The following is a 26,145-nucleotide window of genomic DNA, read 5'->3' as shown; positions in this document are numbered from 1 at the left end:
ACGAGCAAGCAAAAGAGCCAACGAAACATCGAACGAACAAGCGGGAGACGGTATGGCGGCATTGAGCATGCGGGGCGTGATGAAATCGTACGACGGTGCGCAGCAGGTGCTGCATGGCATCGACGTGGCGGTGGCGGACGGCGAATTCATGGTGCTCGTGGGGCCTTCCGGCTGCGGGAAATCCACGCTGCTGCGCATGGTGGCGGGGCTCGAGAGCGTGAGCTCGGGCGAGATCGAGATTGGCGGCAAGGTGGTCAATCGCATGGAGCCGAAGGACCGCGACATCGCGATGGTGTTTCAGAACTACGCGCTGTATCCGCATATGACGGTGGCGCGCAACATGGGCTACAGCCTCAGACTGCAGGGGCTCGAGCGCCGCGAGATCGACGCGCGCGTGGCGGCTGCGGCCGAGATCCTCGAGCTCGGCGCGCTGCTCGAGCGCAAGCCGCGCGAGCTTTCGGGCGGGCAGCGCCAGCGCGTGGCGATGGGACGGGCCATCGTGCGCGAGCCTTCGGTGTTCCTCTTCGACGAACCGCTTTCGAATCTCGACGCGAAGCTGCGCGTGCAGATGCGCCTCGAGATCCAGCGGCTGCATGCGCGCCTGCGCACGACGAGCCTGTATGTCACGCACGACCAGATCGAGGCGATGACGCTCGCGCAGCGCGTGATCGTGCTCAACGGCGGGCGCGCCGAGCAGATCGGCACGCCCGGCGAGGTGTACGACCGGCCCGCGTCGATGTTCGTGGCGAGCTTCATCGGATCGCCGGCAATGAATCTGCTGCGCGGCCGCGTGAGCGCGGATGGCCAGCGCTTCGAGACGGCGGGCATGGGCCCGCAACTGCCGCTGCCGATGGAGCAGTTCCCGGGCGGCTTGCGCGCGGCGCTGCAGCCGGGACGCGAATGTGTGCTGGGCGTGCGCCCCGAGCACATGCACGGCAATGGCAATAGTGGCAACAACGGCAGTGGGCAGCCGGAGGCGGGCGAGCCCGCCTCCGTCGAAGTGGAGACCTGCGAGCTGCTTGGCGCGGACAATCTCGCGCATGGCCGCTGGGGCAGCAACGAAGTGGTCGTGCGCCTGCCGCACGAGGTGCGTCCCGCACGCGGCGAGCGCATTGCCGTACGCTTGCCGGCGGCGCGCCTGCATTTCTTCGATCCCGCCGCGGGAACCCGCCTCGGCTGAGGCGCCAATGTCGTAACATGTCGCTTCGGACCGGCCTGCACAGCCGGCCCGCGCCGCGCTTTGCATCGATTTCCCTTTGGTTTCGTATCGGAAAGTGCGCGCGGCACATCAGGTTTCTTATCGGCAACAGACATCACCAGGCGACATGGCCGCATTCCTCACGCTTGAACCTCGCTCACAACGCTCCGCAATCGATCACGGCGGCCATGCCGCCCGCGTCCCGCAAGGAGTCCGCCCTTGAGCGCGCGCGAATTGCCCGCGGGGCTGATGCTCGTTCACGGCAACGAGCCCGAGCGCCTGCGCGACCTGATCGTGCAATGGATCGGCCAGCACCCCATCGCGCCGCTCGAAAAGGAAATGTTGCTCGTGCAGAGCAATGGCATTGCGCAGTGGCTCAAGCTAGCGTTTGCGGCCGACCCCGAGGACGGCGGCTGCGGCATCGCGGCGGCGCTCGAAATGTCGCTGCCGTCACGCTTTCTTTGGGCGGTGTATCGCGCCGTGCTGGGCGAGGACGCGGTGCCACCCGTTTCTCCGTTCGACAAATCGCGCCTCGTCTGGCGTCTCATGCGCATGCTGCCCGCGCTGCTCGACACGCCCGGCTATGAGCCGCTCAAGCGCTTCATGGCGAACGACGAGGAGCAGCGCAAGTGCTTCCAGCTCGCGCAGCGCGTGGCCGATCTGTTCGACCAGTACCAGGTCTATCGCGCCGACTGGCTCGCCGCATGGGCCGCGCACGACGACGTCGTGATCGACGCGCGCAACAACCGCGTGCCGCTCGCCGACGACGCCCGCTGGCAGGCCGCGCTCTGGCGCGCGCTGCTGGCCGACGTGAGCGCGAGCGCGCCGCAAGGCAGTGAGGCGGCGCTGACGGGCCGCGCCGCCGTGCACGAGCGCTTCATGGCGCGCGCACAGGCATGGCAGGAGGGCGATGCGCGTCCGCGCGCTCTGCCGCGCCGCCTTGTTGTGTTCGGCATTTCGAGCCTGCCACGCCAGTCGCTCGAAGTGCTTGCCGCGCTCGCGCGCTGGAGCCAGGTGCTGCTGTGCGTGCACAACCCCTGCATGCATTACTGGGCCGACATCGTCGCCGACCAGGATCTGCTGCGCGCGCGGCACGCGCGCCAGCGCCGCCGTGCGGGCGCGCCCGCCATACTCGACGAGTCGCAACTGCATCTGCACGCGCAGCCCTTGCTGGCGGCATGGGGCAAGCAGGGGCGCGACTTCATCGGCCTGCTCGACGAATACGATAGCGACGAAGCGCGCGAGTCCTACACGCCGCATTTCACGCGCATTGGCCAGCGCATCGATCTGTTCGATGGCGCCGACGCGCAGACGCTTTTGCAGCAATTGCAGGACGACATTCGCGATCTGCGGCCCTTGCCCGAAACGCGCGAGCATTGGCCCGCGGTCGACCCGCAGGTGGACGAGTCGGTCCGTTTCCATGTAGCACACAGTGCGCAGCGCGAAGTAGAGATCCTGTACGACCGGCTGCTTGCGGCATTCGCGGCGGACCCGGCCTTGCGGCCGCGCGACGTGATCGTCATGGTGCCCGATATCGAGGTCTACACGCCGCATATTCAGGCCGTGTTCGGCCTCGTCGAGAACGACGATCCGCGCTACATCCCGTTCAGCATTGCGGACCGCGCGCAACGTGCGTTCGATCCGCTGATTGGCGCGCTGGAAATGCTGCTCTCGCTGCCTCACGCGCGCGTGACGGTGAGCGACGTGCTCGACCTGCTCGAAGTGCCTGCCGTGCGCGCGCGCTTTGGCATCGAGGCCGAGGACGTGCCCACGCTGCGCAACTGGATCGACGGCGCGAATATCCGCTGGGGCCTGCATGGCGAGCAGCGCGCAAGCCTGGGGCTGCCGCAAGGCGAAGATGCGAGTGCGCCAAACAGCTGGGCTTTCGGGCTGCGGCGCATGCTGCTCGGCTACGCGGCGGGAGACCGCTCTGGCACGTGGCGCGGCATCGAGCCGTACGCCGAAATCGGCGGCCTCGACGCCGCGTTGCTCGGGCCGCTCACGCGTCTCGTCGATGCGCTCGACCATGCATGGCGCACGCTGCGCGAGCCGGCCAGCGTCGACGTCTGGTGCGAGCGCCTGCGCGCGTTGAAGGCCACGTTCTTCGCCGCCGATGAAGGCGAGGACGCCTATACGCTGGAACGTCTCGACAACGCGCTGCAAACGTGGCGCGAGGCGTGTAGCGAAGCCGCGCTCACGCAAGCGCTGCCGCTCGCGATCGTCGCGGAGAACTGGCTCGGGCAGCTCGACGGCGGTGGTCTCGCGCAGCGCTTTTTCGCGGGCGCGGTGACGTTCGCGACGCTCATGCCGATGCGCGCGATTCCGTTTCGCTATGTCTGCCTGCTGGGCATGAACGACGGCGACTATCCGCGCAGCCGCACGCCACTCGATTTCGACCTGATGCGGCGCGACTATCGGCCTGGTGACCGCTCGCGGCGCGAGGACGACCGCTACCTGTTTCTCGAAGCGCTGCTTTCCGCGCGCGATCATCTGCATGTTTCGTGGGTGGGCCGCAGCGTGACCGACAATACGCCACGGCCGCCCTCGGTGCTCGTCGGGCAGTTGCGCGACCATCTGAAGGCCGGCTGGCGGCTGGAGCACGAAGAGGATGAACAGGACGGAGCGCCTCACGCGCTGCTCGATGCGTTGACGATCGAGCATCGGCTGCAGCCCTTCAGCCCCGACTATTTTCCCGCCGATCCGCGCAGCGCGACGCTCTATACCTACGCGCACGAATGGAGCCGCCCCGCGCCGTTGGCCGGCGCGGCGCAGGCGGGCGCATCATTGCCCGCGTCCGAGCGCGACGAGCCGCTTTCCGTGCGCGAGCTGGGCGAATTCCTGCGCGATCCGGTGCGCAGCTTCTTTCGCCAGCGTCTGCGCGTGGGACTCGAAATGCAGGACGAGGCGAGTGAGAATCACGAGCCCTTCGAAGTGGATGCGCTGCAGGCGTGGCAGTTGCAGGGCGAATTGATCCGCGCGCAGTTGAGTGCGATGGAGCAAGGCGTTGCCGATCTCGATACGGCGGCGCGCGCGCGGCTCGAACGCATGCACCGCAGCGGCGACCTCGCGGCGGGCGGTTTCGGCGAAGTCATCGGCGAAGAATTGCTCGCTCCGATGCAGGACCTGTTCGGCGAATATCGCAAGGCGCTCGCGCGCTGGCCCACGTCGCTCGCGCGCCAATACGAAATACGCCTCGATGCGCAGATCGATGGGCGCACGCTCGCGATTCAGGACTGGATCGACGACATCCGCGAAGGCGAGGGCGGCGCACTGGGGCGCGTCATTCTCGATGCCGGCACGCTCGTGAAGGACAACAAATATCGCGGCGAGCGTCTCGTCGCTTACTGGGTCGCGCATGTCGCCGCGCAACTGGCGGCGGGCGAGGTCACGACGGTGATCGTGAGCAAGGTGGGCGTGGCGGAGTTCGCGCCCGTGGCGCCGCCCGTCGCGCGCGCGTGGCTGCTCGCGCTGCTCGCGGCCTGGGACGAAGGCGGGCGGCGGCCGCTTCCGCTGGCCGTGAAGACCGCGTTTGCGTGGCTGCGCAAGCTGCCAGTCGATTTCGGCGCTGCGCACGGGACGGTGCCGGCCGAGGCGTGGGACGCTGCGCGCACGGCGTACGAGGGCGCTATGCGCATGCCCGGCGAGCGCGAGACCAATCCCTATCTGCGCAGGGCATTTGCCGATTTCGATGCGCTCGTTGAAAGCGACGAATTCGTTGCGCTAGCAACCACATTGCTGCAGCCGGTGCAGCGCGCGCCGCTTGCTTCATCGAAGCCCGACCGTGCCGCCCCCAACGCAGCCGACTCCGCTGGAGAAACCGCATGACCCCGGCAGACGACATGATTGCCGACGTGCTGGAGCCATTGCGCTTCCCCCTGTATGGCAGCCGCCTGATCGAAGCGAGCGCGGGCACTGGCAAGACGTTCACGATTGCGATGCTGTACGTGCGTCTCGTGCTGGGCCATCGTGGCCAGAGCGCGGGGCATGGCGACGATGAACTCGAGCACGACGAAACGGCGGAGGCGCATGAGGGCATGCACCCGCTCACGCCCCCCGAGATTCTCGTGGTGACCTTCACGGACGCCGCCACGAAAGAGTTGCGCGAGCGCATTCGCGCGCGTTTGATCGAAGCGGCCGAGTATTTCCGCGCGCTGCCCGAAGACGTGCCGCTGCGCTCGCCCGGCGAGGATCTGCTATACGACTTGCGGGAAGAGTACGCGCCGGATCGGTGGCCCGCTTGCGCGCGGCGGCTGCAGCTTGCCGCCGAATGGATGGACGAGGCTGCCGTCTCGACGATCCATGGCTGGTGCAACCGCATGCTCAGTGAGCACGCGTTCGATAGCGACAGCCTCTTTTCGCAGACGCTGGAGACGGACCAGACCGAGCTGCGTGCCGAAGTCGTGCGCGACTACTGGCGCACCTTCATGGCGCCGCTCGATGCGCAGAGCGCGAAAGAAGTCCGTGCCTGGTTTGGGAGTCCAGACGACTTGCACGGTGCGATTCGCGGGCTGCTTGCGCACGCGGACCTGCTGCCCGAGGCGCCAACGCCCGAGGCGGCGCTGCTCGACGCCCGCACCCGGGCGCAAGAGGCGCTCGAAGCCCTCAAGGCGCCGTGGCGCGCAGGCATCGACGAAGCACAAGGGCTGATCGCGGCGGCGCGCGAAAAGAAGCAGTTCGACGCGAAGAAGCTGAACACGCGCCATTGCGAAACGTGGTTCGGCAAGCTGCGCGAATGGGCGAACGACCCGCAGAGCACGCACCCGGGCTTCAAGGACGACGCGGCGGTCTGGACGCGTCTCACGCCTGCCGGCCTCGCCGAAATCTGGAAGGACGGCGCGCCGCCGGCACACGCCTGCTTCTGCGCGATGGAGACCTTGCGTGAGGCGCTCGCCGCGCGCCCGGAGGCGAAGCTGCCCATTCTCTGCCACGCGGCGCGATGGGTGGCGCACCGCTTCGAGCAAGAAGAGGCCCGTCGTTCGCAAATGGGCTTCGACGACCTGCTCACGCGCCTGCTCGCGGCGTTGAAAAAGCCGAACGGGCCGCGTCTTGCCGAGATCATTCGCAAGCAGTATCCGGTTGCGCTGATCGACGAGTTCCAGGATACCGATCCGGTGCAGTATCAGATCTTCGATGCCGTCTACGACATCGAAGCGAATCGCAGCGAGACGGCCATCATATTGATTGGCGATCCGAAGCAAGCGATTTATGCGTTTCGCGGCGCCGATATTTATACCTACTTGCGCGCGCGGCGCGCGTGCGCGGGGCGCCTCTACACGCTCAAGAAGAACTTCCGCTCCACGCGTGCGATGGTCGACGCGGTGAATCGATGCTTCGAAGCGGCGGAATTGCGCCCCGAAGGAAGCGGTGCATTTCTGTTTCGCGGCGCGCAAGGCGAGACGAACGCGTTGCCGTTCGTCGCCGCGGACGCGCATGGCCGCGCCGACGAGCTGGAGGCGGCCGGCAAGGCGCTTGCGGCGCTCAATGTCTGGTGGCTGCCCGCCACGGAAGACGGCAAGCCGTTGAGCAAGACCGCTTACTTTGCAAGCATGGCCGCGAGCTGCGCGACCGAGATGGTGCGCTTTCTCAACCTGGGCCAGGCACAGCAGGCGGGCTTCGAAGGCGAGCACGGGCTGCGGCCCTTGCGGCCTGCGGACATGGCCGTGCTCGTGAACAATCGCGACGAGGCGCGCGCAATTCGCGACGCGCTCGCGCAGCGTGGCGTGCGCAGTGTCTATCTGTCCGATCGCGATTCCGTCTATCAAACGCCGCAGGCAGAGGAATTGCGTTACTGGCTCGGCGCCTGCGCGGAACCCGACGATGGGCGCCTCGTGCGCAGCGCGCTCGCAACGGCTTCGCTCGGTCTCGGTTGGAGCGAGCTCGATGCGCTCGGCCACGACGAGATTGCATGGGAAGCGCGGGTGCTGCAATTCCGCGGCTATCGCGAGGTGTGGCGCAAGAAGGGCGTGCTGCCGATGCTGCGGCGTCTGCTCAACGACTTTCACGTGCCGCAGCGCCTGCTCTGGCAGAGCGCGGCTTCGGGCCTCAATGGCGAGCGCGCGCTCACGAATCTGCTGCATCTGGCCGAGCTGCTTCAGCAGGCGAGCACGCAGCTCGACGGCGAGCATGCGCTGATCCGCTATCTAGACGAGCAGCGCGAAGACGAAGGGGCGGGCGGTGGAGGCGATGCGCGCCAGCTGCGGCTCGAAAGCGATGCGGGGCTCGTGCAGGTGGTGACGATCCACAAGTCGAAAGGTCTTGAATATCCGCTCGTGTTCTTGCCGTTCGCATGCGCGCATCGCGCCGTGAAGGCCGACGACGTGCCGTTCAAGTGGCACGATGAAGACGGCGATCTGCGTGTCACGCTCGAAGCGGACCCGCGCGTGCTCGAACAGGCCGACCGCGAACGGCTTGGCGAGGACCTGCGCAAGTTGTACGTCGCGCTCACGCGCGCGCGCTACGCGACGTGGATCGGCTATGCGCCCGTGCAAAGCGTGGAGTCGAGCGCGTTCGGCTACCTCGTGGGCGGCGGCGCGGCATTGCCGGCGGACCAGAGCGCGACGTTGCTCGAGACGTTGCGTGGATCGTGCACGGATATCGCCGTGGCGCAGGCGCCGGAGCCTGGCAACGAAGTCTTCGCACAGCAAGGGCCGGGCGCGGTACGCGGACGTGCACGCACGTTTCCGCGCCGCACGCGCATACCGTGGTGGATCGCGAGCTATTCGAGCCTGAAGACGGTGGAAGGTGCGCAGGACGCCTTTGCCGCGCACGCTGAGGAAGAGGCGCGCACGGCGCCCGACACGCGCGGCGAAGACGTGTTCCTCGAACTGCTGGGCGCAAGCGCGCCCGCCGATGATGACGCCGCGCTTGCGGTGCCCGAGGCCAACGCCATTGCGCCGGCGGACGCGCCGATGCACGGCTTCGCGCGCGGTGCCGACGCAGGCAGCTTCCTGCATGAGTTGATGGAATGGGTGGCGAACGAGGGCTTCGCGGAGATCGCGCAAGACAAGGAGGGCGCGCGATTGCGCGACATGATCGCGCGCCGCTGCAGCATGCGCGGCTGGGATCGCTGGATCGACACGCTCACGCAGTGGATGCGGGAGTTCATTAGCATGCCGTTGCATTTGCCGGCATTCGATGGCGAGGCGGTGCCGCCCGTCGTGCTTGCTGCGCTCGACAAGTCGTCCTATATGGCCGAAATGGAGTTCTGGGTCGCAGTGCACAAGGTGGACACGCAGGAACTCGATGCGCTCGTCACGGCGCTGACGCTCGACGGCGCTGCTCGCCCACCACTCGATGCAGCGCGGCTGAACGGCATGCTCAAGGGCTTCATCGATCTCGTGTTTATTCACGAAGGCCGCTACTACGTGGCCGACTACAAGTCGAACTGGCTGGGACCCGACGACGCGTCGTATACAGCGGCAAAGATGCGCTCTCAAATCCTCCATTCGCGCTATGAATTGCAGTACGTGCTCTATCTGTTCGCGCTCCACCGCCTGCTCAAGTCACGCCTGCCCGACTACGACTACGACCGTCACGTGGGCGGCGCGGTCTACATGTTCCTGCGCGGCGGCCACGCGCCGAGCCAGGGGCTGCATTGCGAGCGCCCGCCGCGCGAGCTGATCGAGCAACTCGATGCGCTGTTCGCGCATCACGGCGCGTTGGAGGACGCAGTATGACGAAGCGACGTACCACGGGGGCACGCGGGCCGAAAGATGGCATCGGCGTGACCGGGGATCTGTTCGAGCAATTCGATGGCGGCCAGGGCGAGACGCCGGAGGAGCCGGTGCGCAGCTCCATGCAACCCGATGTGGTTGTGAGCGCAACGGCATGCGAATCGTCTGCGCAGATGCTCGCCACCCTCGGCCGTTGGGTCGAGCGCGGCTGGCTGCGTACGCTCGACGGCGCCTTCGCCCGCTTTCTGCTGGACGAGGCGCCCGATGCGCCGCCGCTGTTGTTGCTGGCCGCGGCGCTCGCGAGCCACCAGCTGGGGCGTGGGCACGTTTGCCTCGACCTGCACGCGACGCTCGACGATCCGGCCTTCGCGCTTTCGTTGCCGCCGGATGGCCCGCAACTGCCCACTGCGCAGTTGCCCGATGAGCCGCCCTTGCCGCCCGCCGAGGTGCTGGCTGGCGTGACGCTCACGCAGTGGCTGAGCGCGCTTGACCTACCCGACCTGGTCGGCCGCGAGCAAGGCAATACGCCGCTCGTGCTGGCGGGCACGCGGCTCTATCTGCGCCGCTACTGGCAGTACGAGCAGGATGTGCGTGCGGGTATCGAAGCGCGGCTCGCGCAGGGCGCCCGGCTCGAGGCCGAGTTGCCCCCAGCGCTCGCGCGTGCGGCGCTCGACGCGCTGTTTGCGCCGCGCCGCGCCGATGCGAAAGGCACGGACTGGCAGAAGCTCGCCTGTGCGCTCGCGGCGCGCAGCGCCTTCAGCATCATCACGGGTGGTCCCGGCACCGGCAAGACGACCACGGTCGTGAAGTTGCTCGCGTTGCTGCAGACGCTGGCGCTCGGCCGCGCTGCGAGTCCGCAGAACCCCGGCGGGCGGCCGCTGCGGATTCGCCTCGCGGCGCCCACGGGCAAGGCGGCGGCACGCCTGAACGAATCGATCGCGGGTGCCGTTGCACGGCTGCCGTTCGAGGCGCTCGCGCAGCAGGTGGACGCCGCCGCGCTAAGCAGCGCGATTCCCACCGTGGTGACGACGTTGCACCGCGTGCTGGGCACGCGGCCGGGCAGCCGGCGCTTTCGCCACGACGCGGGCAATCCGCTGCCTGTCGACGTGCTCGTGATCGACGAGGCCTCCATGGTCGATCTCGAGATGATGGCGGCAGTGCTCGATGCCTTGCCGCCCACGGCGCGTCTCGTCCTGCTCGGCGACAAGGATCAATTGGCCTCGGTGGAAGCGGGCGCGGTGCTGGGCGAGCTCTGCAACCGCGCGCGCGAAGGGCACTACACGCAGGCGTCGCGCAGCTGGCTCGAGGCCGCGACGGGCGAGCGGATCGATGTCGCGATGCTCGATGCGCGCGGCACGCCACTCGATCAGGCCGTGGCCATGCTGCGCGAGAGTCATCGTTTCGCATCGGAAAGCGGGATCGGCGCACTGGCCGATCTCGTCAACGTGGGCGACGCCACGGGGGTGGCAAAAATCTGGCGGCATGGCTACGCGGATCTCGCTCGGCTCGTTTGTCCTGCGCACGACGACGCGCCGCTGCGCGCACTCATCGTCGACGGCGTCGTGAGCGAGGCGCCGCAACAGCACGACGCGCGCGACGTACCCGATGGGGGCGCGCAGCGGCGCGGCTACCGGCACTACCTGGTGACGATGCGCGCCTTGCGTCCCGCGCCGGGCGCGTCGCCCGAGGCGCTGTCCGAATGGGCGGCCGCGGTGTTGAAGGCGCATACCGAGTTCCAGTTGCTGTGCGCGTTGCGCCGCGGCGCATGGGGCGTGGAAGGGCTCAACCGGCGCGTCGCGCGGATTTTGCAGGAGGAGGGGCTGATCGAGCCGCTCGGCGACTGGTACGCGGGCCGGCCGGTGCTCGTCACGCATAACGACTACGAGCTCGGCTTGATGAACGGCGATATCGGCATCGCGCTCGATCTGCCGGTGGAAGCGGGCGCGCCCCCGGTGCTGCGCGTGGCGTTCCCGGCCGGTGACGGCACGCTCGGGGTGAAATGGGTGTCGCCGAGCCGGCTGCAGGGTGTCGAGACCGTGTTTGCGCTCACCGTCCACAAGTCCCAGGGCTCGGAGTTCACGCACGCGGCCCTCGTGCTGCCCGATACCTACAGTCCGATCCTCACGCGGGAGCTCGTCTACACCGGCATCACGCGCGCGCGTGCGTTTCTTACGCTGGCGCTTCCCGAGGGACGCTCCGTGCTCGACCGCGCGGTTCAGGCGAAGGTCCAGCGCGCGAGCGGCTTGATGGCGGGGCTTGCCCACGACGCCGGGGCTCAGTGAGGCCGGACGGCCGATGAGGGTTTCCCATCCGATAAAGCGAAAACAATAAGGGCCGCGCGGGCCGGACCACGCAGGCAAGTGAGCCTGGCGTGGTCCGACCTGCGCGGCCCGACCGTTCCAATCGGAAACCGGGAAAACAAATCGGCAAAACTACCGGCGCGCCGTTAAACGATCGTCAGCGTGACGTCGATGTTGTTGCGCGTGGCGTTCGAGTACGGGCACACGATGTGTGCCTTCTCGACCAGAGCCTGAGCGGCCGCGCGGTCCATGCCGGGCAGGGAGATGCGCAGTTCCACTTCGATGCCGAAACCGTTGGGGATCGCGCCGATGCCCACGCGGCCGTTGATGGAGACGTCGGCCGGAATGGCGATCTTGTCGCGCGCGCCGACGAACTTCATCGCACCGATGAAGCAGGCGCTATAGCCTGCCGCAAACAGTTGTTCGGGGTTGGCGCCTTCGCCGCCCGCGCCGCCGAGCTCGCGCGGCGTGGTGAGCTTGAAGTCGAGATTGCTGGCGGGAACGACCGCGCGGCCGTCACGGCCTCCGGTTGCGGTTGCGTCGGCGGTGTAGAGGACTTGTTCGATCGACATGACTGGCTCTCCTGAGTGAGCAATGCAGCAGTTGGACTGCGGGTGTTGAATCATTAGTCGTCCAGACCGACTGCGGTCTTCGCGACATGCTGTACTACGGCGTTACAACGACAATAGCGGTCATTCGTGGCGTAAGCATGATTGCCATCTGCCTGATGCTATCTATGACTAGATAGATGCATGGGCAAAGCAGAAACATACCTTACTCCGCCTGCATCGGGTTGCTTCGAAACTGATTCTACCTATTAAAAGATAGATAACTTGCCCCACAAAAAGGCGGCGAGCCGCCTTCGTTCAAATATTTCCGATCGTCCCCATCAGGAGACGGTTTTCCACGTTGCTTCCACATCTTCGAGGCGCGCCTTCGTATGAAACAGGCGGCTCGCCAGCACGCTGCCCTGCAGCGCCGCGAACAACGTGCGCGCCGCGCTTTCGGGCTTGCCTTTGGCCACCAGCGTGCCTTCCTTGACGCCTTGCTCCAGCACTTTCGCGAGCCACGACTCGTTGGCGCGGAAGAACGCCTGCACCGCCTGACGCACCGTCTCGGGCAGCGTCTCGATGTCGGCGGCCAGCATGCCGCACAGGCAGATCTGGTTGCCGTCGCCGAGCGTCTTGCCGAACAGCCGCGTGTACATGGCGAGCTTTTCGTTTGCCGGCAGCGCGGGGTCCACCGCCTGCAGGGCGTGCATGACCTCGTCGCTGTACTGGCTCACGGCTTCGAGCACCAGGTCGTCTTTCGACGGGAAATAGTAGTGGATGCTCGACGTCTTCACGCCCACGAGCTCCGACAGGTCGCGGTAGCTGAACCCGTTGTAGCCGCGCAGCATCATCAACGTGATCGCGTGGTCCACAACTTGTTCGCGCACTGTCAGTTTCGTTTCCATGGGTTCTAATTTATCTACTAGCAGATAGATTGTCAAGTGCCGATGCGAAAATTAATTTCCTTTGATCCACAACGGCGATGCCAGAATCGAGACAGGCGGCCGCGCGCTCCAAACGCCTGTTCGCCGCCTTCGACACCTTCGCGGGTCGTGCGAAATTTTTTGCGCCGCTTGTCCATCAGCACCCGGCCCGCGCGTCATTGAAATGGCGGCGCGATGCAATCACCCGCCATCAACCGATGATGGAGGCTCATATGCAATACCTGTTGATGATTTATTCAGAAGAAAACGGCTGGGCCCAGATGAGCGACAGCGAGCGGCAGCAAGGCGTCGCCGCGTATCAGGCGTACACCGAGTCGTTGGGCAAGGCAGGCGCGCTGGTCGGCGCCAACCGGCTGCAGCACACGAACGCGGCCACCACGGTGCGGCTCGTCGACGGCAAGCCGCAGGTGCTCGATGGGCCGTATTCCGATTCGAAGGAGCAGCTCGCCGGCTACTACCTGATCGACGTGCCCAACCTGGATGCGGCTCTCGCGTGGGCTTCGCGTTGTCCCGGCGCGGCGCACGGCATCATGGAAGTGCGTCCGGTCTGGACAGCGCCTTACGAAGCGCCATCTGGGGCATGAGTGCGTCCGGCGGCGCTCGTGACGCGGACGGCGCCGCGCAGGCGATGGCTGAGGCCGTCGCTCGCCGCAGCTACGGCAAGCTCGTCGCGCTGCTGGCGATGCGCACGCGCGACGTTGCCGCGGCCGAGGACGCGCTGGCCGACGCGTTCGCGGCCGCGCTCGCGGACTGGCCGGCACGCGGCTGTCCCGCCAATCCCGAAGCGTGGCTGATGACGGTTGCGCGCCGCCGGGCGATCGACGGCGCGCGCCATCGCCGTGCCGGCGACGAAGTGACGAACCAGCTCGCCATCCTCGCCGACGAGATCGGCGAGGATGAAGCCGCCGCGTTGCCCGACCGGCGGCTCGCGCTGCTGTTCGCGTGCACGCACCCAGCGATCGACGTCGCGATTCGCACGCCGTTGATGTTGCAGGTGGTGCTGGGGCTCGAAGCGAAGACGATTGCGTCCGCGTTCCTGATGTCTCCCGCCGCGATGAGCAAGCGCCTCGCGCGGGCGAAGAACAAGATCCGCGACGCGGGCATTCCGTTTAATGTGCCCGAGCACGAAGCGTTGCCCGGCCGGCTTGCTGCGGTGCTGGAAGCGGTCTATGCGGCGTATGCGCAAGGGTGGACCGACCCGCTTGGCCGCGATACCGAGCGGCGCGATCTCACTGGCGAGGCGCTGTTTCTCGCACACCTGCTCGTCGAATTGCTGCCCGGGGAGCCCGAGACGCTTGGTCTGCTCGCGCTGATGCTGTATGCGCAGGCGCGTTGCGATGCGCGACGCGATGCGGCGGGTGATTATGTGCCGCTGTCGGCTCAGGATCCGGCGACATGGAATGCACCGATGATCGACGCAGCCGATGCGCTGCTGCTGCGCGCGAGCGCATTCAATGCAATCGGACGCTTTCAGCTCGAGGCCGCGCTGCAGTCGGCGCATGTGCATCGCTGCCGGACGCTTCGCCCGAACTGGGACGAGATCGTGCAGCTCTACGACGCGCTGCTCGCGATTGCCGCCTCGCCGGTGGTTGCGGTGAACCGCGCGCTTGCGCTGGCGGAGCGGGACGGCCCGCACGCGGCGCTCGCCGCGCTCGAGCCGTATGCGGACGATCCGCGGCTGGCCGACTACCAGCCGTACTGGGCCGCGCGTGCCGATTTGCTGGCACGTGCCGGCGCGAAGGCCGAAGCGCTCGGCGCGTACGATCTGGCGATCGGCCTGGAGCGCGATCCGGCCGTGCGCCGGTTCCTGCAGCATAAGCGCATGGCGCTGTCTTCGGCGAGCACCTGGAACGGATAGTGCCTTGCGTATGCAACGCGAGGTTGCACGCGCCGATTCGTATGAAAATAAAGCACGCAAAACGCGCTGCAGGCAGCTTGATACCCGGATAGTTTGAGATTTTAATGGTGATCGAGAGCGTCCCACGAGCCGGGGGACTATATGCGCTGCACAAATTGCGGCTTTGAATGCCGCGAGGCCGCCAGATTTTGCGAGCAGTGCGGTGTCGTCCTCGTTCGCACGGGAGCCACACCTTCGCCCATCGACTACACGCCATCGCATCTGGCTGAGCAAATCCGCGCGGCACAGGCGGTCCTCGAAGCGCGCGGCAAGGCCGTCAGCGAACGTAAGACCATTACCGCACTGTTTGCGGACATGGCTGGCTCGACTGCGCTGATCTACGATCTGGACCCCGAAGAAGCGCATCGACTGATCGCTCCCGTCATCGAGCTGATGATGGAGGCGGTTCATCATTACGAGGGCTTTGTCGCGAAGTTGCTCGGCGACGGCATCCTCGCGTTGTTCGGCGCGCCCATCGCGCACGAGGATCATCCGCAGCGCGCACTGTATGCGGCGCTCAGAATGCAACAGGCGATGCGCCGGCATAGCGACCGCATTCGCCTCGCGCACGCGATTCCGTTGCAAATCCGCGTGGGTGTCCACACCGGCGAGGTCGTCATGCGATCCATCCGCAAGGACGACTTGCACACGGACTATGACCCAGTCGGCAACACGATCCACATTGCCTCGCGCATGGAGGCGATTGCTACACCGGCCTCGATTCTCGTGAGCCCGTCTACCTACCGGCTGACCGAGGGGTATTTCGAGTTCAAGGCTTTGGGGCAGACCCAGGTCAAAGGGGTCGCCGAATCGCTTGCCGTCTACGAGCTGCATGGGCCAGGCGCGTTGCGCACCCGTCTTCAGGTGGCCGAGCAGCGTGGGCTGACCCGGTTCGTGGGCCGCCATGAGGAGTTCGAAACATTGCGCAGCGCGCTCGATGCGACGAAAGCGGGGAGAGGCTGTGTCGTTGGCGTCATGGGCGAAGCGGGCGTAGGGAAATCGAGGCTCTTTCATGAGTTCAAGAGAGCGGCGTTAAAAGGCTGCCTCGTGGTGGAGACGTTCTCGGTCTCGCACGGCAAGTCGTTCGCGTTATTGCCGCTCATTGAATTGCTGAAGAATTATTTTCAGATCTCCCCGGCGGACGACGAGCGACGGTGCCGCGAAAAGGTGACGGGTCGCGTACTGACGCTCGAGCGCAGTCTCGAGGATCGGGTGCCTTATCTGCTTCATCTGCTCGGGATCGGCGAGGCGAGTCCGGCGCTCACGCGAATGGATTCGCAGATCCGGCGCGATCGCACGTTCGAGGCGATTGCACGACTTTTTGTGCGAGAAAGCGTGAACGAACCCGTCGCCATGGTGTTCGAGGACCTGCAGTGGCTCGACAGCGAGACGCAGGCTTTCCTCGCTCTCCTGGTCGATCATGTATCGAGTGGCCGCCTGATGCTGCTGCTCAACTATCGCCCTGAGTATCGGCATGACTGGAGCGATCGCGACTGTTACACCCCGTTGGTGCTCGAGCCACTGGGACGCGCCGATGCTCAGGGGCTCATCAGCGCGCTCGTCGGTGACGATCGCACGCTCGTTGCCGTGAAGCAGCATGTCCTCGACAAAACGGAAGGCAATCCGTTCTTTATCGAAGAAGTGGTGCGAACGCTGGCCGAAGAGCGTGTGCTCGTGGGCGAGCAGGGCCATTACCGCATGCAGGCGGTGCCGCTCACGTTACATATCCCGACCACGGTGCAGGGCGTGCTGGCTGCGCGTATCGACCGGCTGCCGGCCGCGGAAAAAGATTTGCTGCAAACGCTCGCGGTGATTGGGAAGACGTTCCCGGCGAACCTGGTTCAGTATGTTGTCGAGCTGCCGGACGACGAGCTATACACACTGCTCACGCGCCTGGAAAGAGGGGGATTCATTGACGAGCAACCCGCTTTCCCGGCGGTGGAGTATGTGTTCAAGCATGCGTTGACGCAGGAAGTGGCCGGCAATTCATTGCTTGCCGAGCGGCGCCGCCTGGTGCACGAACGCACCGGCCAGGCACTCGAGGCGCTTTTTCAGGGGCATCTCAAGGACCGCTGGAATGAGCTCGCGCATCACTACAGCCTGAGCGGCAACGTGCCGAAAGCGGTCGAGTATTTGCATCGCGCCGGGCAACAGGCCTGGCAACGTTCGGCGAATGCCGAAGCGATTCGTCAGCTGGGCATGGCGCTGGATCTGCTCGGAGGTCTGCCTGAAACGCCCGAACGCGCCGATCGGGAGCTCGCGTTGCGGCTTGCCATCGGGCCGGCCTTGATGGCGGCAAGGGGATGGGCTTCGCCCGAAGTGAAGGCGACGTACACACGTGCGCTGGAGCTGTGCAGGCAGGCCGGACAAACGCCGCATCTGTTCCGGGCTCAAACCGGCCTGCGCATGGTTTATCAGTTGGGCGCCGAATACAAGACGGCCAAGGAGATCGCCGAAAGGCTGCTCGACCTGGCCGAGCGTGCGCACAATCCCGCGCAGGTCATGGAGGCAAACTACCTGCTGGGAATGAGCTTGTTCAGGCTCGGGGAGCTGACTCCCGCGCATGCGTACCTCGCTGGCCTGGGGAAGTTGTCGCTATTGCATGACGCTGAGCCACTCGATGAGGAGATCTTCGCGCACGGGCGAGATCCTCGCAGCGTTGGCGAAAGCAGCCTGGGCCTCGTGCTCTGGCACATGGGCTATCCGGATGAGGCATTAAGGCGTGCTGAGCAGGCGCTCACTCGCGCTCGCGCGTTGCACGACCTGGTCAGTCTCGGGCAATCGCTTGTTTTCAAGGCAGAGCTCCATCAATTGCGCGGCGAGCCCAGACTCACGCATGACTGCGCCGAGGCGGCCATCGACCTTTCGACGGAGCAGGGGTTCCCTACGATACTTGCGTGGGCGACCATACTCGACGGCTGGGCGCTGGCCGAAACGGGGGAAGCCGAGCAGGGTATGGCTCGCGTGCGCCACGGCCTCGCCGACTATGAAGCAACAGGGGCTCGACTTGGCCGCACGTACTTTCTGGCACTGTTGGCTGAAACCTGCGCAAGGGCGGGTCAGCGCGACGCGGGGCTGGAGGCGCTGGCCGAAGCCATGGCGGTAGTCGAAGAATCGGGCGAACGCCATCACGAGCCGGAGCTGTATCGCCTCACAGGCGAGTTGCTGCTGCTTCCGGCGGGGCTGCCGACTGCTGTTGCCTCTGCGGCGGTCGCGGAGCGCGATGCGGCCGAGGCGCGTTTCAACGAGGCGATTGCCATGGCTCACCGCCGTGGCGCCAGATCGCTCGAACTGCGCGCGGCGCTGAGCCTGGTGGGGCTCTATTTGACGCAAGGCCGGACGAGCGCAGCGAGGCGAATTCTCGCTCCTGTCCGTGACGCTTTCACGGAAGGATTCGGCACTGCGGATTTGCAGCGGGCTAAAGCGCGGCTTGATGAATTGGCCGCAACCGACACGCGATGACGATTCCATCAGTAACGAAGCCGGCTGATCAGCTCTGCAGACGCGCGTGCAACGTCCGCGCGAGCCGGCCTGCTTCACCCGCGTCAGTGACGTTCGCGAAGCCCAACACGACACCGCGCCGCTGAACGGATTGTTCGACGAACAGTGACCCAAGCCGGGCGTGCCTGGCAGTGCGCCCCGTCGCATTCCGACCCGCTCGGCTGCCCGGCACCTTAAGCAGTACCAACCGGTCAGCGAGCGGCGATGCCTTGCGCGCCGGAAGGCAGGCCGGTCACTGCGCCGATCGGATTCAAGCTGCCATCGGGCGAGACGCTGAAGCCACTAACGGCGCCGTCACCTTCGCGGACGTAGAGGAACTTGCTGTTCGCACTAAGTGCGAGATCGAGTGGAGTGCTAACGATCGCGGCAGTCGGATTGATCAACTGCGTGGTTCCATCGGCGTTCACGCGAAGGCTGCTGATCGAGCTGCTGCCCGCGTTGGCCGTATACGCATAGCGCCCGTCACCTGTCGTGACGAGCCAGCACGGCGCCGTTTGCCCGAGGGGGACGTTGCTGACCGGTGTCAGGTCCTGATTGCGCTCGATGTCGTAAGAGGCAACGGAGCCCGAGCCCGCCGCCGCAACGACTGCATAGCCGCGGCGCGTGACCGAAAAGCCGAACGGCGTGACGCCGCTCGATGCATGCCGCACGGGGCCCTTCGCATATCCGGCGGGGTCGACATGATAGGTGTCGATGAGTTGCGTCCCTTTTTCGGTCACCAGCAGTTCGTCGCTTTCCGGTGCGAAGCCGATCTGACCGGGTTGAGCCGATGCGCCACCCGCGACCGGACGCAGCGAATTCGGTAGCGGGATCAAACGCTTTCCAAATCCGTCGACGAAAAATCCGCTTATGTTGGGCGTCCCGCCTGCGTTGACCACGTAAGCGATAAACCCTTTTACCGCGACACTGACCGGCGTTTGCCCAGCCGATGGCTCCCTGTCGAGCAGCGTGAGTTTCGTGCCTTCTACCTTGAACATGGAAACGTCGTTGCTGCCTGCGTTCACCGCAAACAGGAATCCGGATGACAAAACCAGTGCGCCTTGCGAGCCGAGCGGATCGGCTCCGGTACCCGCACCTTTACCGCCCGTCGGGTAGGTGGCCTGGTACACAAGTTGACCGTTCGCGTCCCGGGAGTACGCCAGTACGGCATTGCCGGTTGGCTGGTTCGACATGACAAAGACAGCGCCCGCTGGGTCGATATCCGAATCGGCCCATGAAATCGAGGGTAAAGCCAGCGCGGCGGTGATGGCAAAGATGAAATTCTTGCGCGCTGCGCGGGGGAAAAGGCGGTCTGATTTCATTGACGGCTCCATAGGTTGGCAAATTACAAACCGAATACCGCAGAACAGATCGTGACTGTCACGAACGGATTTTTGATCGGTCGTTCGCGACTCGTACCCGTACCGGATACACGAGCTAGTTCGCATGCGCGACGGTGCCGGTTACATAGATCACGAATTGTTGTTGGGGGTGAACGCGACCGGGTCTGTTGTCCAGCCAAAGGCGGGGGGATGACGCGAGCACGCAGGCGTCGCGCCCGCATTCAGAACGATTCAGACAGCCACAATGCAAGCCGACGAGAACCGTGACACCATGGGCGTTTGCTTCCCTTTACGACCATCGCGTATTCCGGATGGGTGAACACGCTGGAAGGAGATCGAAAATGTCAGATGAAGCAAAGTGCCCGTTCAACCATACGGCCGGCGGCGGGATGACGAACCGCGACTGGTGGCCAAATGAACTGCGGCTGGATCTGCTCAGCCAGCACTCGAGCAAGTCCAATCCGCTCGACAAGGACTTTGACTACGCCGAGGCGTTCAAGCGCCTCGATCTCGCCGCGGTGAAGAAGGACCTCGCGGCGCTCATGACCGACTCGCAGGACTGGTGGCCGGCGGACTTCGGCCACTACGGCGGGTTGTTCATCCGCATGGCCTGGCACAGCGCGGGCACCTATCGCATCGGCGACGGCCGTGGCGGCGCGGGGCGCGGCCAGCAGCGTTTTGCGCCGCTCAACAGCTGGCCGGATAACGTCAGCCTCGACAAGGCGCGCCGCCTGCTCTGGCCGATCAAGCAAAAATACGGCCAGAATATTTCCTGGGCCGACCTGCTGATCCTGACCGGCAATGTCGCCCTCGAAACCATGGGCTTCAAGACGTTCGGCTTCGCCGGCGGCCGCGAGGACACGTGGGAGCCGGACCAGGACGTTTACTGGGGCAGTGAGACCACGTGGCTCGCACCGAGTGACAACCCCCACAGCCGCTACTCGGGCAAGCGCGATCTGGAGAATCCGCTTGCGGCCGTGCAGATGGGCCTGATCTATGTGAATCCGGAGGGCCCGGACGGCAACCCCGACCCGCTCGCTGCGGCGCACGATATCCGCGATACCTTTGGGCGCATGGCCATGGACGACGAGGAAACCGTCGCGCTGATCGCCGGCGGCCATAGCTTCGGCAAGACGCACGGCGCGGGTCCGGCCGACAACGTGGGCGCGGCGCCCGAGGCGGCGCAGCTCGAGGAGCAGGGGCTCGGCTGGAAGAGCCGCTTTGGCACCGGCAAGGGCGCGGACGCGATCACGAGCGGACTCGAGGTCACCTGGTCCAGCACGCCGACGCAATGGGGCATGGGATTCTTCAAGAATCTGTTCGGGTACGAATGGGAGCTGACGAAGAGCCCGGCCGGCGCCCATCAGTGGGTTGCAAAGGATGCCGAAGCAACGATCCCGCACGCGTTCGATGCTTCGAAGAAGCTGTTGCCGACGATGCTGACGACCGACCTTTCGCTACGCTTCGATCCGGCCTACGAGAAGATTTCGCGGCGCTTCCTGGCGGATCCCGAAGCGTTCGCGGATGCCTTTGCCCGCGCGTGGTTCAAGCTCACACACCGCGACATGGGTCCGCGTGCGCGCTATCTCGGCCCGGAAGTGCCCGCCGAGGAGCTGATCTGGCAAGACCCGATTCCGGCGGTGAACCATCCGCTTGTCGATGACAAGGACATTGCCTCGCTCAAGCAGAAAATCGTGGCATCGGGTCTGTCGATCGCGGAGCTGGTGTCCACCGCGTGGGCCTCGGCGTCCACCTTCCGCGGCTCGGACAAGCGCGGCGGCGCGAACGGCGCACGCATTCGCCTCGCTCCGATGAAGGACTGGGAGGCGAACCAGCCTGAACAACTGGCGAAGGTGCTGAAGGTGCTCGAAGGCATCCAGGGCGAGTTCAACGCCGCGCAGTCCGGCGGCAAGAAGATCTCGCTGGCGGACCTGATCGTGCTGGCCGGCAGCGCCGGTATCGAGCAGGCGGCAAAGAACGCAGGTCATGCCGTTGACGTGCCTTTCACGCCAGGCCGCATGGACGCATTGCAGGAGCAGACCGACGTGCAATCCGTTGCCATGCTCGAGCCGCTTGCCGATGGCTTCCGCAACTATGTCAAGGGCGGCGTCCGCGTACCGGCCGAAGCGCTGCTGGTCAACAAGGCGCAATTGCTGACGCTGAGCGCACCGGAAATGACGGTGCTGATCGGCGGCTTGCGTGTCCTCGGCGCCAACGACGGCAAGGCGACGCACGGCGTGTTCACGGACCGTCCGCAGGCGCTGACCAACGACTTCTTCCGCAACCTGCTCGACATGGGTACGGAGTGGAAGCCGGTTTCGGAAGCGCGCGACGTGTTCGAAGGACGCGACCGCAAGACCGGCGAGCTGAAGTGGACGGCTACCCGGGCGGATCTGGTGTTCGGTTCGAATGCGGTGCTGCGGGCGCTCAGCGAAGTCTATGCCAGCAATGACGCCACGGAGAAGTTCGTTCGTGACTTCGCGGCTGCGTGGGTCAAGGTGATGAATCTCGACCGCTTCGACATCGCCTGACGCTGCGGCGAGTTCGATAGTGAGGCCATTGCGCTGTTCGGCTTGATGAAGGCGCGATGGCCGTCACCTTTGCTTCGTCTACAAACACTCGCCCGAGAGCCGCACATCGGCAGAAACGGGTGAATTCAATTCTCCGCCCGCGCACGGGCGGGGACCAGCAACACAGGCAGCGTGGTGCCGCGCAGCACCCGCTCCGCCACGCTGCCGAGTATCAGCCTTTGCAAGCCGCGTCGCCCATGCGTTCCCATCACGATGAGGTCCGCGCGCCAATCGGCAGCGGCGAGCAGGATATGGTGCGCAATGTCCTTGCCGGGACCCGAGATCTCGGCGAGGCAGGTGGAACCCGCTACGTTGCGCTCTCTCATCTGCGCCTCGGCATGGGCCAAGGCAACACGCCCTTCGGCGGCGAACGCGTTGCGCATGATCGAGGGATCGAGCTCGGGTGACTCGAACGCGAGCACCGGTACGTCGATCACATAAAACGGCCGAAGCTCGGCCGCCATCTCCACGGCGAGTTCCAGCGCGGCGTCCAATGCCCGCGATGCGGCTTCGCTGCCGTCCACCGGGACGAGGACTCGTGTGTACATGATGTGCGTCTCCTGCACCGCCGGGTTTTTGCCTCGGTGCCGCGGTTCCATTGCGGCCGATTCTAGCATCGGCTTGGCGGGTCACCCGGCCACCGGGCCATCGGACAGCCGAAGGTTTCAGCTGGCGTTAAGAACGATTAAGCCGTGCTGCGAAATCGCATGGGTATGATCGTTTGAAATACGCTCGACGTCCGAGGAATCATCGATGGCAAAGATAGAGGTCAAGGTACCGCAGCTTTCCGAATCCGTTACCGAAGCGACACTTCTTGCATGGAAAAAGCATCCCGGCGATGCCGTCGAGCAGGACGAGATTCTGATCGAACTGGAGACCGACAAGGTCGTGCTTGAGGTCCCGGCACCCGCCGCCGGCGTTCTGGCCGCGACCTTGCACAACCAGGGCGATACCGTTCATGCGGACGACATCATCGCCCTCATCGATACCGAGGCCGCCTCGCACGCGCCCGCTCAGCCGGCTAGCGCTTCCCCTGCGCCTCAGGCTCCCGCTCCCGTGGCGCAGCCGGATTCGCAGCGCGCGGACTTCGATGTGATCGTCATAGGTTCGGGCCCTGGCGGCTATATCGCGGCCATACGCGCGGCGCAGCTCGGCAGGTCCGTCGCCTGCGTCGAGCAGTGGAAGAACCCGGCCGGCAAGCCCAAGCTGGGTGGAACGTGCCTGAATGTCGGCTGTATTCCGTCGAAGGCATTGCTCGCTTCTTCGGAGGAGTACGAAAAGACCCAGCACCATTTGAGCGATCACGGCATCGGCGTTGAGCGCGTCACGCTCGATGTGCGCAAGATGGTGGGACGCAAAGAAGCCATTGTCGAAAAGATTACCGGTGGCGTCGAGTTCCTCTTTCGCAAGAACAAGATCACGTGGCTCAAGGGCCATGGCAAGCTCGCGGGCAAGGCGGGCGAACTGATACGCGTTGGCGTGAGCGGTTACGCAGAAAGCGCCACGTACACGGCGAAGGACGTCATCATTGCGACGGGCTCCAACGCACGTCATTTGCCGGGCGTTGCCGTGGATAACCACATTGTCTGCGACAACGAGGGCGCGCTTGCGTTCGATTCGGTGCCGGCGCGGCTGGCGGTGATCGGTGCCGGCGTGATCGGGCTTGAATTGGGATCTGTCTGGCGGCGGCTGGGTGCTGACGTCACCTTGCTGGAAATGCTGCCGGTTTTTCTGCCGGCGGCGGACGAGTCCATCACGAAAGAGGCCGCGAAGCAGTTCGCCAAACAAGGCCTCAAGATCATGCTCGGCGCCTCGATCGGCGAGGTCAAGACGCGTGCCGACGGCGTCTCGATCGCCTGGGCGGACAAGGACGGCGTTCAGCAGGTGCTCGAAGCCGACCGCCTGATCGTATCGATCGGGCGAGTGCCGAACACCCACGATCTCGGACTCGATTCGGTCGGCCTGGCGGTCGATCAAAGAGGCTTCATTCCCGTGAATGACCATTGCGCGACCAGCGTGCCGCACGTCTACGCGATCGGCGACGTCGTGCGCGGCCCCATGCTCGCCCACAAGGCCGAGGACGAAGGCGTGATGGTGGCGGAGATCATCGACGGACAGAAGCCGCATATCGACTACAACTGCATTCCGTGGGTCATCTATACGGAGCCGGAAATAGCATGGGTCGGCAAGACCGAGCAGCAGTTGAAGGCGGAGGGTCGCGAGGTGAAGGTGGGGCAATTCCCCATGATGGCCAACGGCCGGGCCCTGGGGATCGGGCGGACCGAAGGCTTCGTCAAGATGATTGCCGATGCCCGGACAGATGAACTATTGGGTGTCCATATCATTTCCGCGAATGCCTCGGACCTCATTGCGGAAGCCGTGGTGGCGCTCGAATTCAAGGCGTCGTCGGAAGATATCGGCATGATCTCGCACCCGCATCCGTCACTTTCCGAAGTGATGCGGGAAGCGGCGCTCGCCGTTCAAAAGCGCGCACTCAACATCTAGAAAGACCCGGAAAAGGATGCCGTGCCCGTGGATGGGCCGTGAGGCGCGGCTTAGAGCCCGCGATGGCCCGCGCTGAGAATCAGCCGCAAACCGAGTGCGGTGATCGCTCCGGCTGCAATTCGGTCGATCCAGCGCTTCGCGCGCAGATAGAGATCGCGCGGACGCTGGCTCGAAAAGCAGAGCGCGACCACGGTGTACCAACCGGTTTCGATCGCGAACACGAGCGGCGGCAGCGCGAAATAACACCAGAGCGGCGGATGCTGCGGGAGCAGGGCCACGAAGATGCTGCCGTAGGCCACCGCCGTTTTTGGATTGCTCAGCTGGGTTGTCAGGCCGGTCCAGAACGACTTGCCAGGCCGCGCGCCGTCCATCTCGCTCTTGCTCATCGTTACCGGGTGGCCCGCGCCGCGCCAGATGCGCGAGGCAATGTAGAGCAGATAGAGGCCGCCTGCGATCTTGAGTCCGGCATAGAGCCATGCGACGGTGGCGAGCAGCGTATAGAGTCCCGCGAGCGCAATGCCCGCGAAGCAGATCGCGCCGATGCCCATGCCGAAAGCCGTAGCGACGCCGTCACGGCGCGACAAGCCGATTGCGTTGCGCGCGACCATCACGAAGCTGGGGCCGGGGCTCATGGCGCCCAGCAGGACGGCGGCGAGAATGCTGAGGACGGCTGTGGTGGGGGACATGGCGGCACCGGTTGCGCGAGGAACGAATTTTTAACACTAGCACGCGCACGGGCTGGCTGCACGGGTCAGTTGGAGGCGCTGGAGCGCAAAACTGTGTGATGCGCCCGAAGTTTCGCAAGCGCTTCAAAACGCCGTCGCGTTCCATGATCGGAAACGTGAGCCGCCATCGCGCTGACGTTCAGCCACGTTTAGCCGCCCTGCGCCGGCCGATCCCGCTTCGCGTCGCGCTCCCGGCTCCAGTGCTCGAGCAGCACGCGGGTTTGCTCGCCGACGTTGGCCTTGAGGAACTCGGCCTTTTCCGCGTCGATATCCTTCCATTCGAGCATCGTGAGCGTCGATTGGCGCGCGACATAGAAGAGCAGAAACTGCCCGTAAAGGCTGAACATGCGCACGATGGTGAGCGGGTCGTCGGCGCTCAGGCCGGTGATGCGGGCCAGTAGCGCCGTGTTCACCTTGTTCAGCGGCATGCGCACGCGCTCGCGCAGCACTTCGGTGCCAATCTCGGGCTCGCCGCCGCCTTGCTCGCGTGCGAAGAACAGGCGCTGGTCCGGCTCGCAGTGCTTCACGAAGGTGCGATCGGCCACGATGCGCTGGATGTCGATGAACGCGTCGATGAGAGCGGCGGTGTCGGCGTTGCGTTCGAGCGCTGCGCGCGCGCGCAGCACGGCGGGCTCGAAGGCTTGCCACGATGCGTCGGCGAGCGACTCGGCGCACGCGCGGTAGAGCCCTTCCTTGTTCTCGAAGTAGTACTGCAACGCAGGTGCGTTGACGCCGGCTCGCGCCGCGATGTCCCGCGTCGAGGCGCCCTCGAAGCCGTGCTGCCCGAACAGGCTGATGGCGGCCTCGATGATCTTGCGGCGCGTTTCGTCGCCGCGCGCATAGCCGCCAGCCGTCGGGCGGCGCAGTCGTTTCGGTTCGTTCATAAATTTCCGGTTTGCGCCCTCGCTCCAAGAAATATATCACTTGACACAATTTTTCCGAATGGAATAATTTTGCCA

General features: G+C 65.3%; 15 protein-coding genes. 9 read left to right on the top strand and 6 right to left on the bottom strand.

All coding sequences use genetic code 11. The features are described 5' to 3' along the window. Nucleotides 1–52: 52 nt before the first annotated feature. The 4 genes from EYW47_RS01540 (at nt 53) to recD (ending at nt 11,153) form a co-directional block, all read left to right on the top strand. The gene (locus EYW47_RS01540; protein ID WP_133193123.1) at nt 53–1,180 is read left to right on the top strand and encodes a sn-glycerol-3-phosphate import ATP-binding protein UgpC; all 1,128 of its coding nucleotides are present in this window, start codon (nt 53–55) and stop codon (nt 1,178–1,180) included. A gap of 237 nt (nt 1,181–1,417) precedes the next feature. Next, nucleotides 1,418–5,023 carry an exodeoxyribonuclease V subunit gamma gene (recC, locus tag EYW47_RS01535; RefSeq protein ID WP_240763489.1) on the top strand — a complete coding sequence of 1,202 codons (3,606 nt, stop codon included), beginning with the start codon at nt 1,418–1,420 and terminating at the stop codon, nt 5,021–5,023. Then, the gene (gene recB / locus EYW47_RS01530) at nt 5,020–8,874 is read left to right on the top strand and encodes an exodeoxyribonuclease V subunit beta (protein WP_133193122.1); all 3,855 of its coding nucleotides are present in this window, start codon (nt 5,020–5,022) and stop codon (nt 8,872–8,874) included. Before recC ends, recB begins: the two co-directional genes overlap by 4 nt. Next, nucleotides 8,871–11,153, top strand: coding sequence for an exodeoxyribonuclease V subunit alpha (recD, locus tag EYW47_RS01525; protein ID WP_240763488.1), 2,283 nt, complete (start codon nt 8,871–8,873; stop codon nt 11,151–11,153). The genes recB and recD overlap by 4 nt, the downstream gene beginning before the upstream one ends. 164 nt (nt 11,154–11,317) lie before the next feature. On the opposite strand, the gene EYW47_RS01520 is transcribed toward recD, so the two are convergent. Both EYW47_RS01520 and EYW47_RS01515 read right to left on the bottom strand, forming a co-directional pair. After that, nucleotides 11,318–11,743: an organic hydroperoxide resistance protein gene (locus EYW47_RS01520; protein ID WP_133193121.1), complete on the bottom strand. Its 426-nt coding sequence runs from the start codon at nt 11,741–11,743 to the stop codon at nt 11,318–11,320. A gap of 317 nt (nt 11,744–12,060) precedes the next feature. Continuing rightward, nucleotides 12,061–12,627 carry a TetR/AcrR family transcriptional regulator gene (locus EYW47_RS01515; RefSeq protein WP_133193120.1) on the bottom strand — a complete coding sequence of 189 codons (567 nt, stop codon included), beginning with the start codon at nt 12,625–12,627 and terminating at the stop codon, nt 12,061–12,063. Nucleotides 12,628–12,878: 251 nt separating this feature from the next. Here EYW47_RS01515 and EYW47_RS01510 point away from each other — a divergent pair, with 251 nt between their 5' ends. The 3 genes from EYW47_RS01510 to EYW47_RS01500 all read left to right on the top strand — a co-directional run bounded on the left by EYW47_RS01510 (nt 12,879) and on the right by EYW47_RS01500 (nt 18,025). After that, the gene (locus tag EYW47_RS01510; RefSeq protein ID WP_133193119.1) at nt 12,879–13,250 is read left to right on the top strand and encodes a YciI family protein; all 372 of its coding nucleotides are present in this window, start codon (nt 12,879–12,881) and stop codon (nt 13,248–13,250) included. Continuing rightward, nucleotides 13,247–14,524: an RNA polymerase sigma factor gene (locus EYW47_RS01505; protein ID WP_133193118.1), complete on the top strand. Its 1,278-nt coding sequence runs from the start codon at nt 13,247–13,249 to the stop codon at nt 14,522–14,524. The genes EYW47_RS01510 and EYW47_RS01505 overlap by 4 nt, the downstream gene beginning before the upstream one ends. 141 nt (nt 14,525–14,665) lie before the next feature. After that, complete coding sequence (locus EYW47_RS01500) at nt 14,666–18,025, top strand: adenylate/guanylate cyclase domain-containing protein (protein ID WP_133193117.1); 3,360 nt, start codon at nt 14,666–14,668, stop codon at nt 18,023–18,025. 230 nt (nt 18,026–18,255) lie between these two features. Here EYW47_RS01500 and EYW47_RS01490 read toward each other — a convergent pair whose 3' ends face one another. Beyond that, entirely contained in the window at nt 18,256–19,491 is a 1,236-nt protein-coding gene (locus tag EYW47_RS01490) for a lactonase family protein (protein ID WP_133193115.1), read from the bottom strand. Nucleotides 19,492–19,727: 236 nt separating this feature from the next. Here EYW47_RS01490 and katG point away from each other — a divergent pair, with 236 nt between their 5' ends. After that, nucleotides 19,728–21,917 (top strand): catalase/peroxidase HPI, encoded by a 2,190-nt coding sequence (gene katG / locus EYW47_RS01485; RefSeq protein ID WP_133193114.1) that lies wholly within the window; start codon nt 19,728–19,730, stop codon nt 21,915–21,917. Nucleotides 21,918–22,042: 125 nt separating this feature from the next. Here the strand turns inward: katG and EYW47_RS01480 are convergent, their stop codons facing one another. Further along, nucleotides 22,043–22,504, bottom strand: coding sequence for a universal stress protein (locus EYW47_RS01480; RefSeq protein ID WP_133193113.1), 462 nt, complete (start codon nt 22,502–22,504; stop codon nt 22,043–22,045). 205 nt (nt 22,505–22,709) lie between these two features. On the opposite strand from EYW47_RS01480, the gene lpdA reads away from it, so the two are divergent. Next, nucleotides 22,710–24,461, top strand: a complete 1,752-nt coding sequence (gene lpdA / locus EYW47_RS01475) for a dihydrolipoyl dehydrogenase (protein ID WP_133193112.1) — start codon at nt 22,710–22,712, stop codon at nt 24,459–24,461. A gap of 50 nt (nt 24,462–24,511) precedes the next feature. On the opposite strand, the gene EYW47_RS01470 is transcribed toward lpdA, so the two are convergent. Then, on the bottom strand, nt 24,512–25,147 hold the full coding sequence (locus EYW47_RS01470; RefSeq protein ID WP_133193111.1) for a LysE family translocator: 636 nt from the start codon (nt 25,145–25,147) through the stop codon (nt 24,512–24,514). A 188-nt stretch (nt 25,148–25,335) separates the two neighbouring features. Beyond that, nucleotides 25,336–26,070 carry a CerR family C-terminal domain-containing protein gene (locus EYW47_RS01465; RefSeq protein WP_133193110.1) on the bottom strand — a complete coding sequence of 245 codons (735 nt, stop codon included), beginning with the start codon at nt 26,068–26,070 and terminating at the stop codon, nt 25,336–25,338. Nucleotides 26,071–26,145: the final 75 nt, after the last annotated feature.

This window comes from Paraburkholderia silviterrae (assembly GCF_004353915.1).
Lineage (GTDB): Bacteria > Pseudomonadota > Gammaproteobacteria > Burkholderiales > Burkholderiaceae > Paraburkholderia > Paraburkholderia silviterrae.
This window is presented reverse-complemented; position numbering and strand designations above follow the sequence as displayed.

Bases quoted from the DNA above. Each gene is read 5' to 3' on its own strand.
- EYW47_RS01470 (WP_133193111.1), bottom strand. From the start codon at position 25,147: ATGTCCCCCACCACAGCCGTCCTCAGCATTCTCGCCGCCGTCCTGCTG.
- katG (WP_133193114.1), top strand. From the start codon at position 19,728: ATGTCAGATGAAGCAAAGTGCCCGTTCAACCATACGGCCGGCGGCGGG.
- EYW47_RS01515 (WP_133193120.1), bottom strand. From the start codon at position 12,627: ATGGAAACGAAACTGACAGTGCGCGAACAAGTTGTGGACCACGCGATC.
- EYW47_RS01480 (WP_133193113.1), bottom strand. From the start codon at position 22,504: ATGTACACACGAGTCCTCGTCCCGGTGGACGGCAGCGAAGCCGCATCG.
- EYW47_RS01540 (WP_133193123.1), top strand. From the start codon at position 53: ATGGCGGCATTGAGCATGCGGGGCGTGATGAAATCGTACGACGGTGCG.
- EYW47_RS01520 (WP_133193121.1), bottom strand. From the start codon at position 11,743: ATGTCGATCGAACAAGTCCTCTACACCGCCGACGCAACCGCAACCGGA.
- EYW47_RS01465 (WP_133193110.1), bottom strand. From the start codon at position 26,070: ATGAACGAACCGAAACGACTGCGCCGCCCGACGGCTGGCGGCTATGCG.
- EYW47_RS01510 (WP_133193119.1), top strand. From the start codon at position 12,879: ATGCAATACCTGTTGATGATTTATTCAGAAGAAAACGGCTGGGCCCAG.
- recD (WP_240763488.1), top strand. From the start codon at position 8,871: ATGACGAAGCGACGTACCACGGGGGCACGCGGGCCGAAAGATGGCATC.
- lpdA (WP_133193112.1), top strand. From the start codon at position 22,710: ATGGCAAAGATAGAGGTCAAGGTACCGCAGCTTTCCGAATCCGTTACC.
- EYW47_RS01490 (WP_133193115.1), bottom strand. From the start codon at position 19,491: ATGCGAACTAGCTCGTGTATCCGGTACGGGTACGAGTCGCGAACGACC.
- recB (WP_133193122.1), top strand. From the start codon at position 5,020: ATGACCCCGGCAGACGACATGATTGCCGACGTGCTGGAGCCATTGCGC.
- EYW47_RS01500 (WP_133193117.1), top strand. From the start codon at position 14,666: ATGCGCTGCACAAATTGCGGCTTTGAATGCCGCGAGGCCGCCAGATTT.
- EYW47_RS01505 (WP_133193118.1), top strand. From the start codon at position 13,247: ATGAGTGCGTCCGGCGGCGCTCGTGACGCGGACGGCGCCGCGCAGGCG.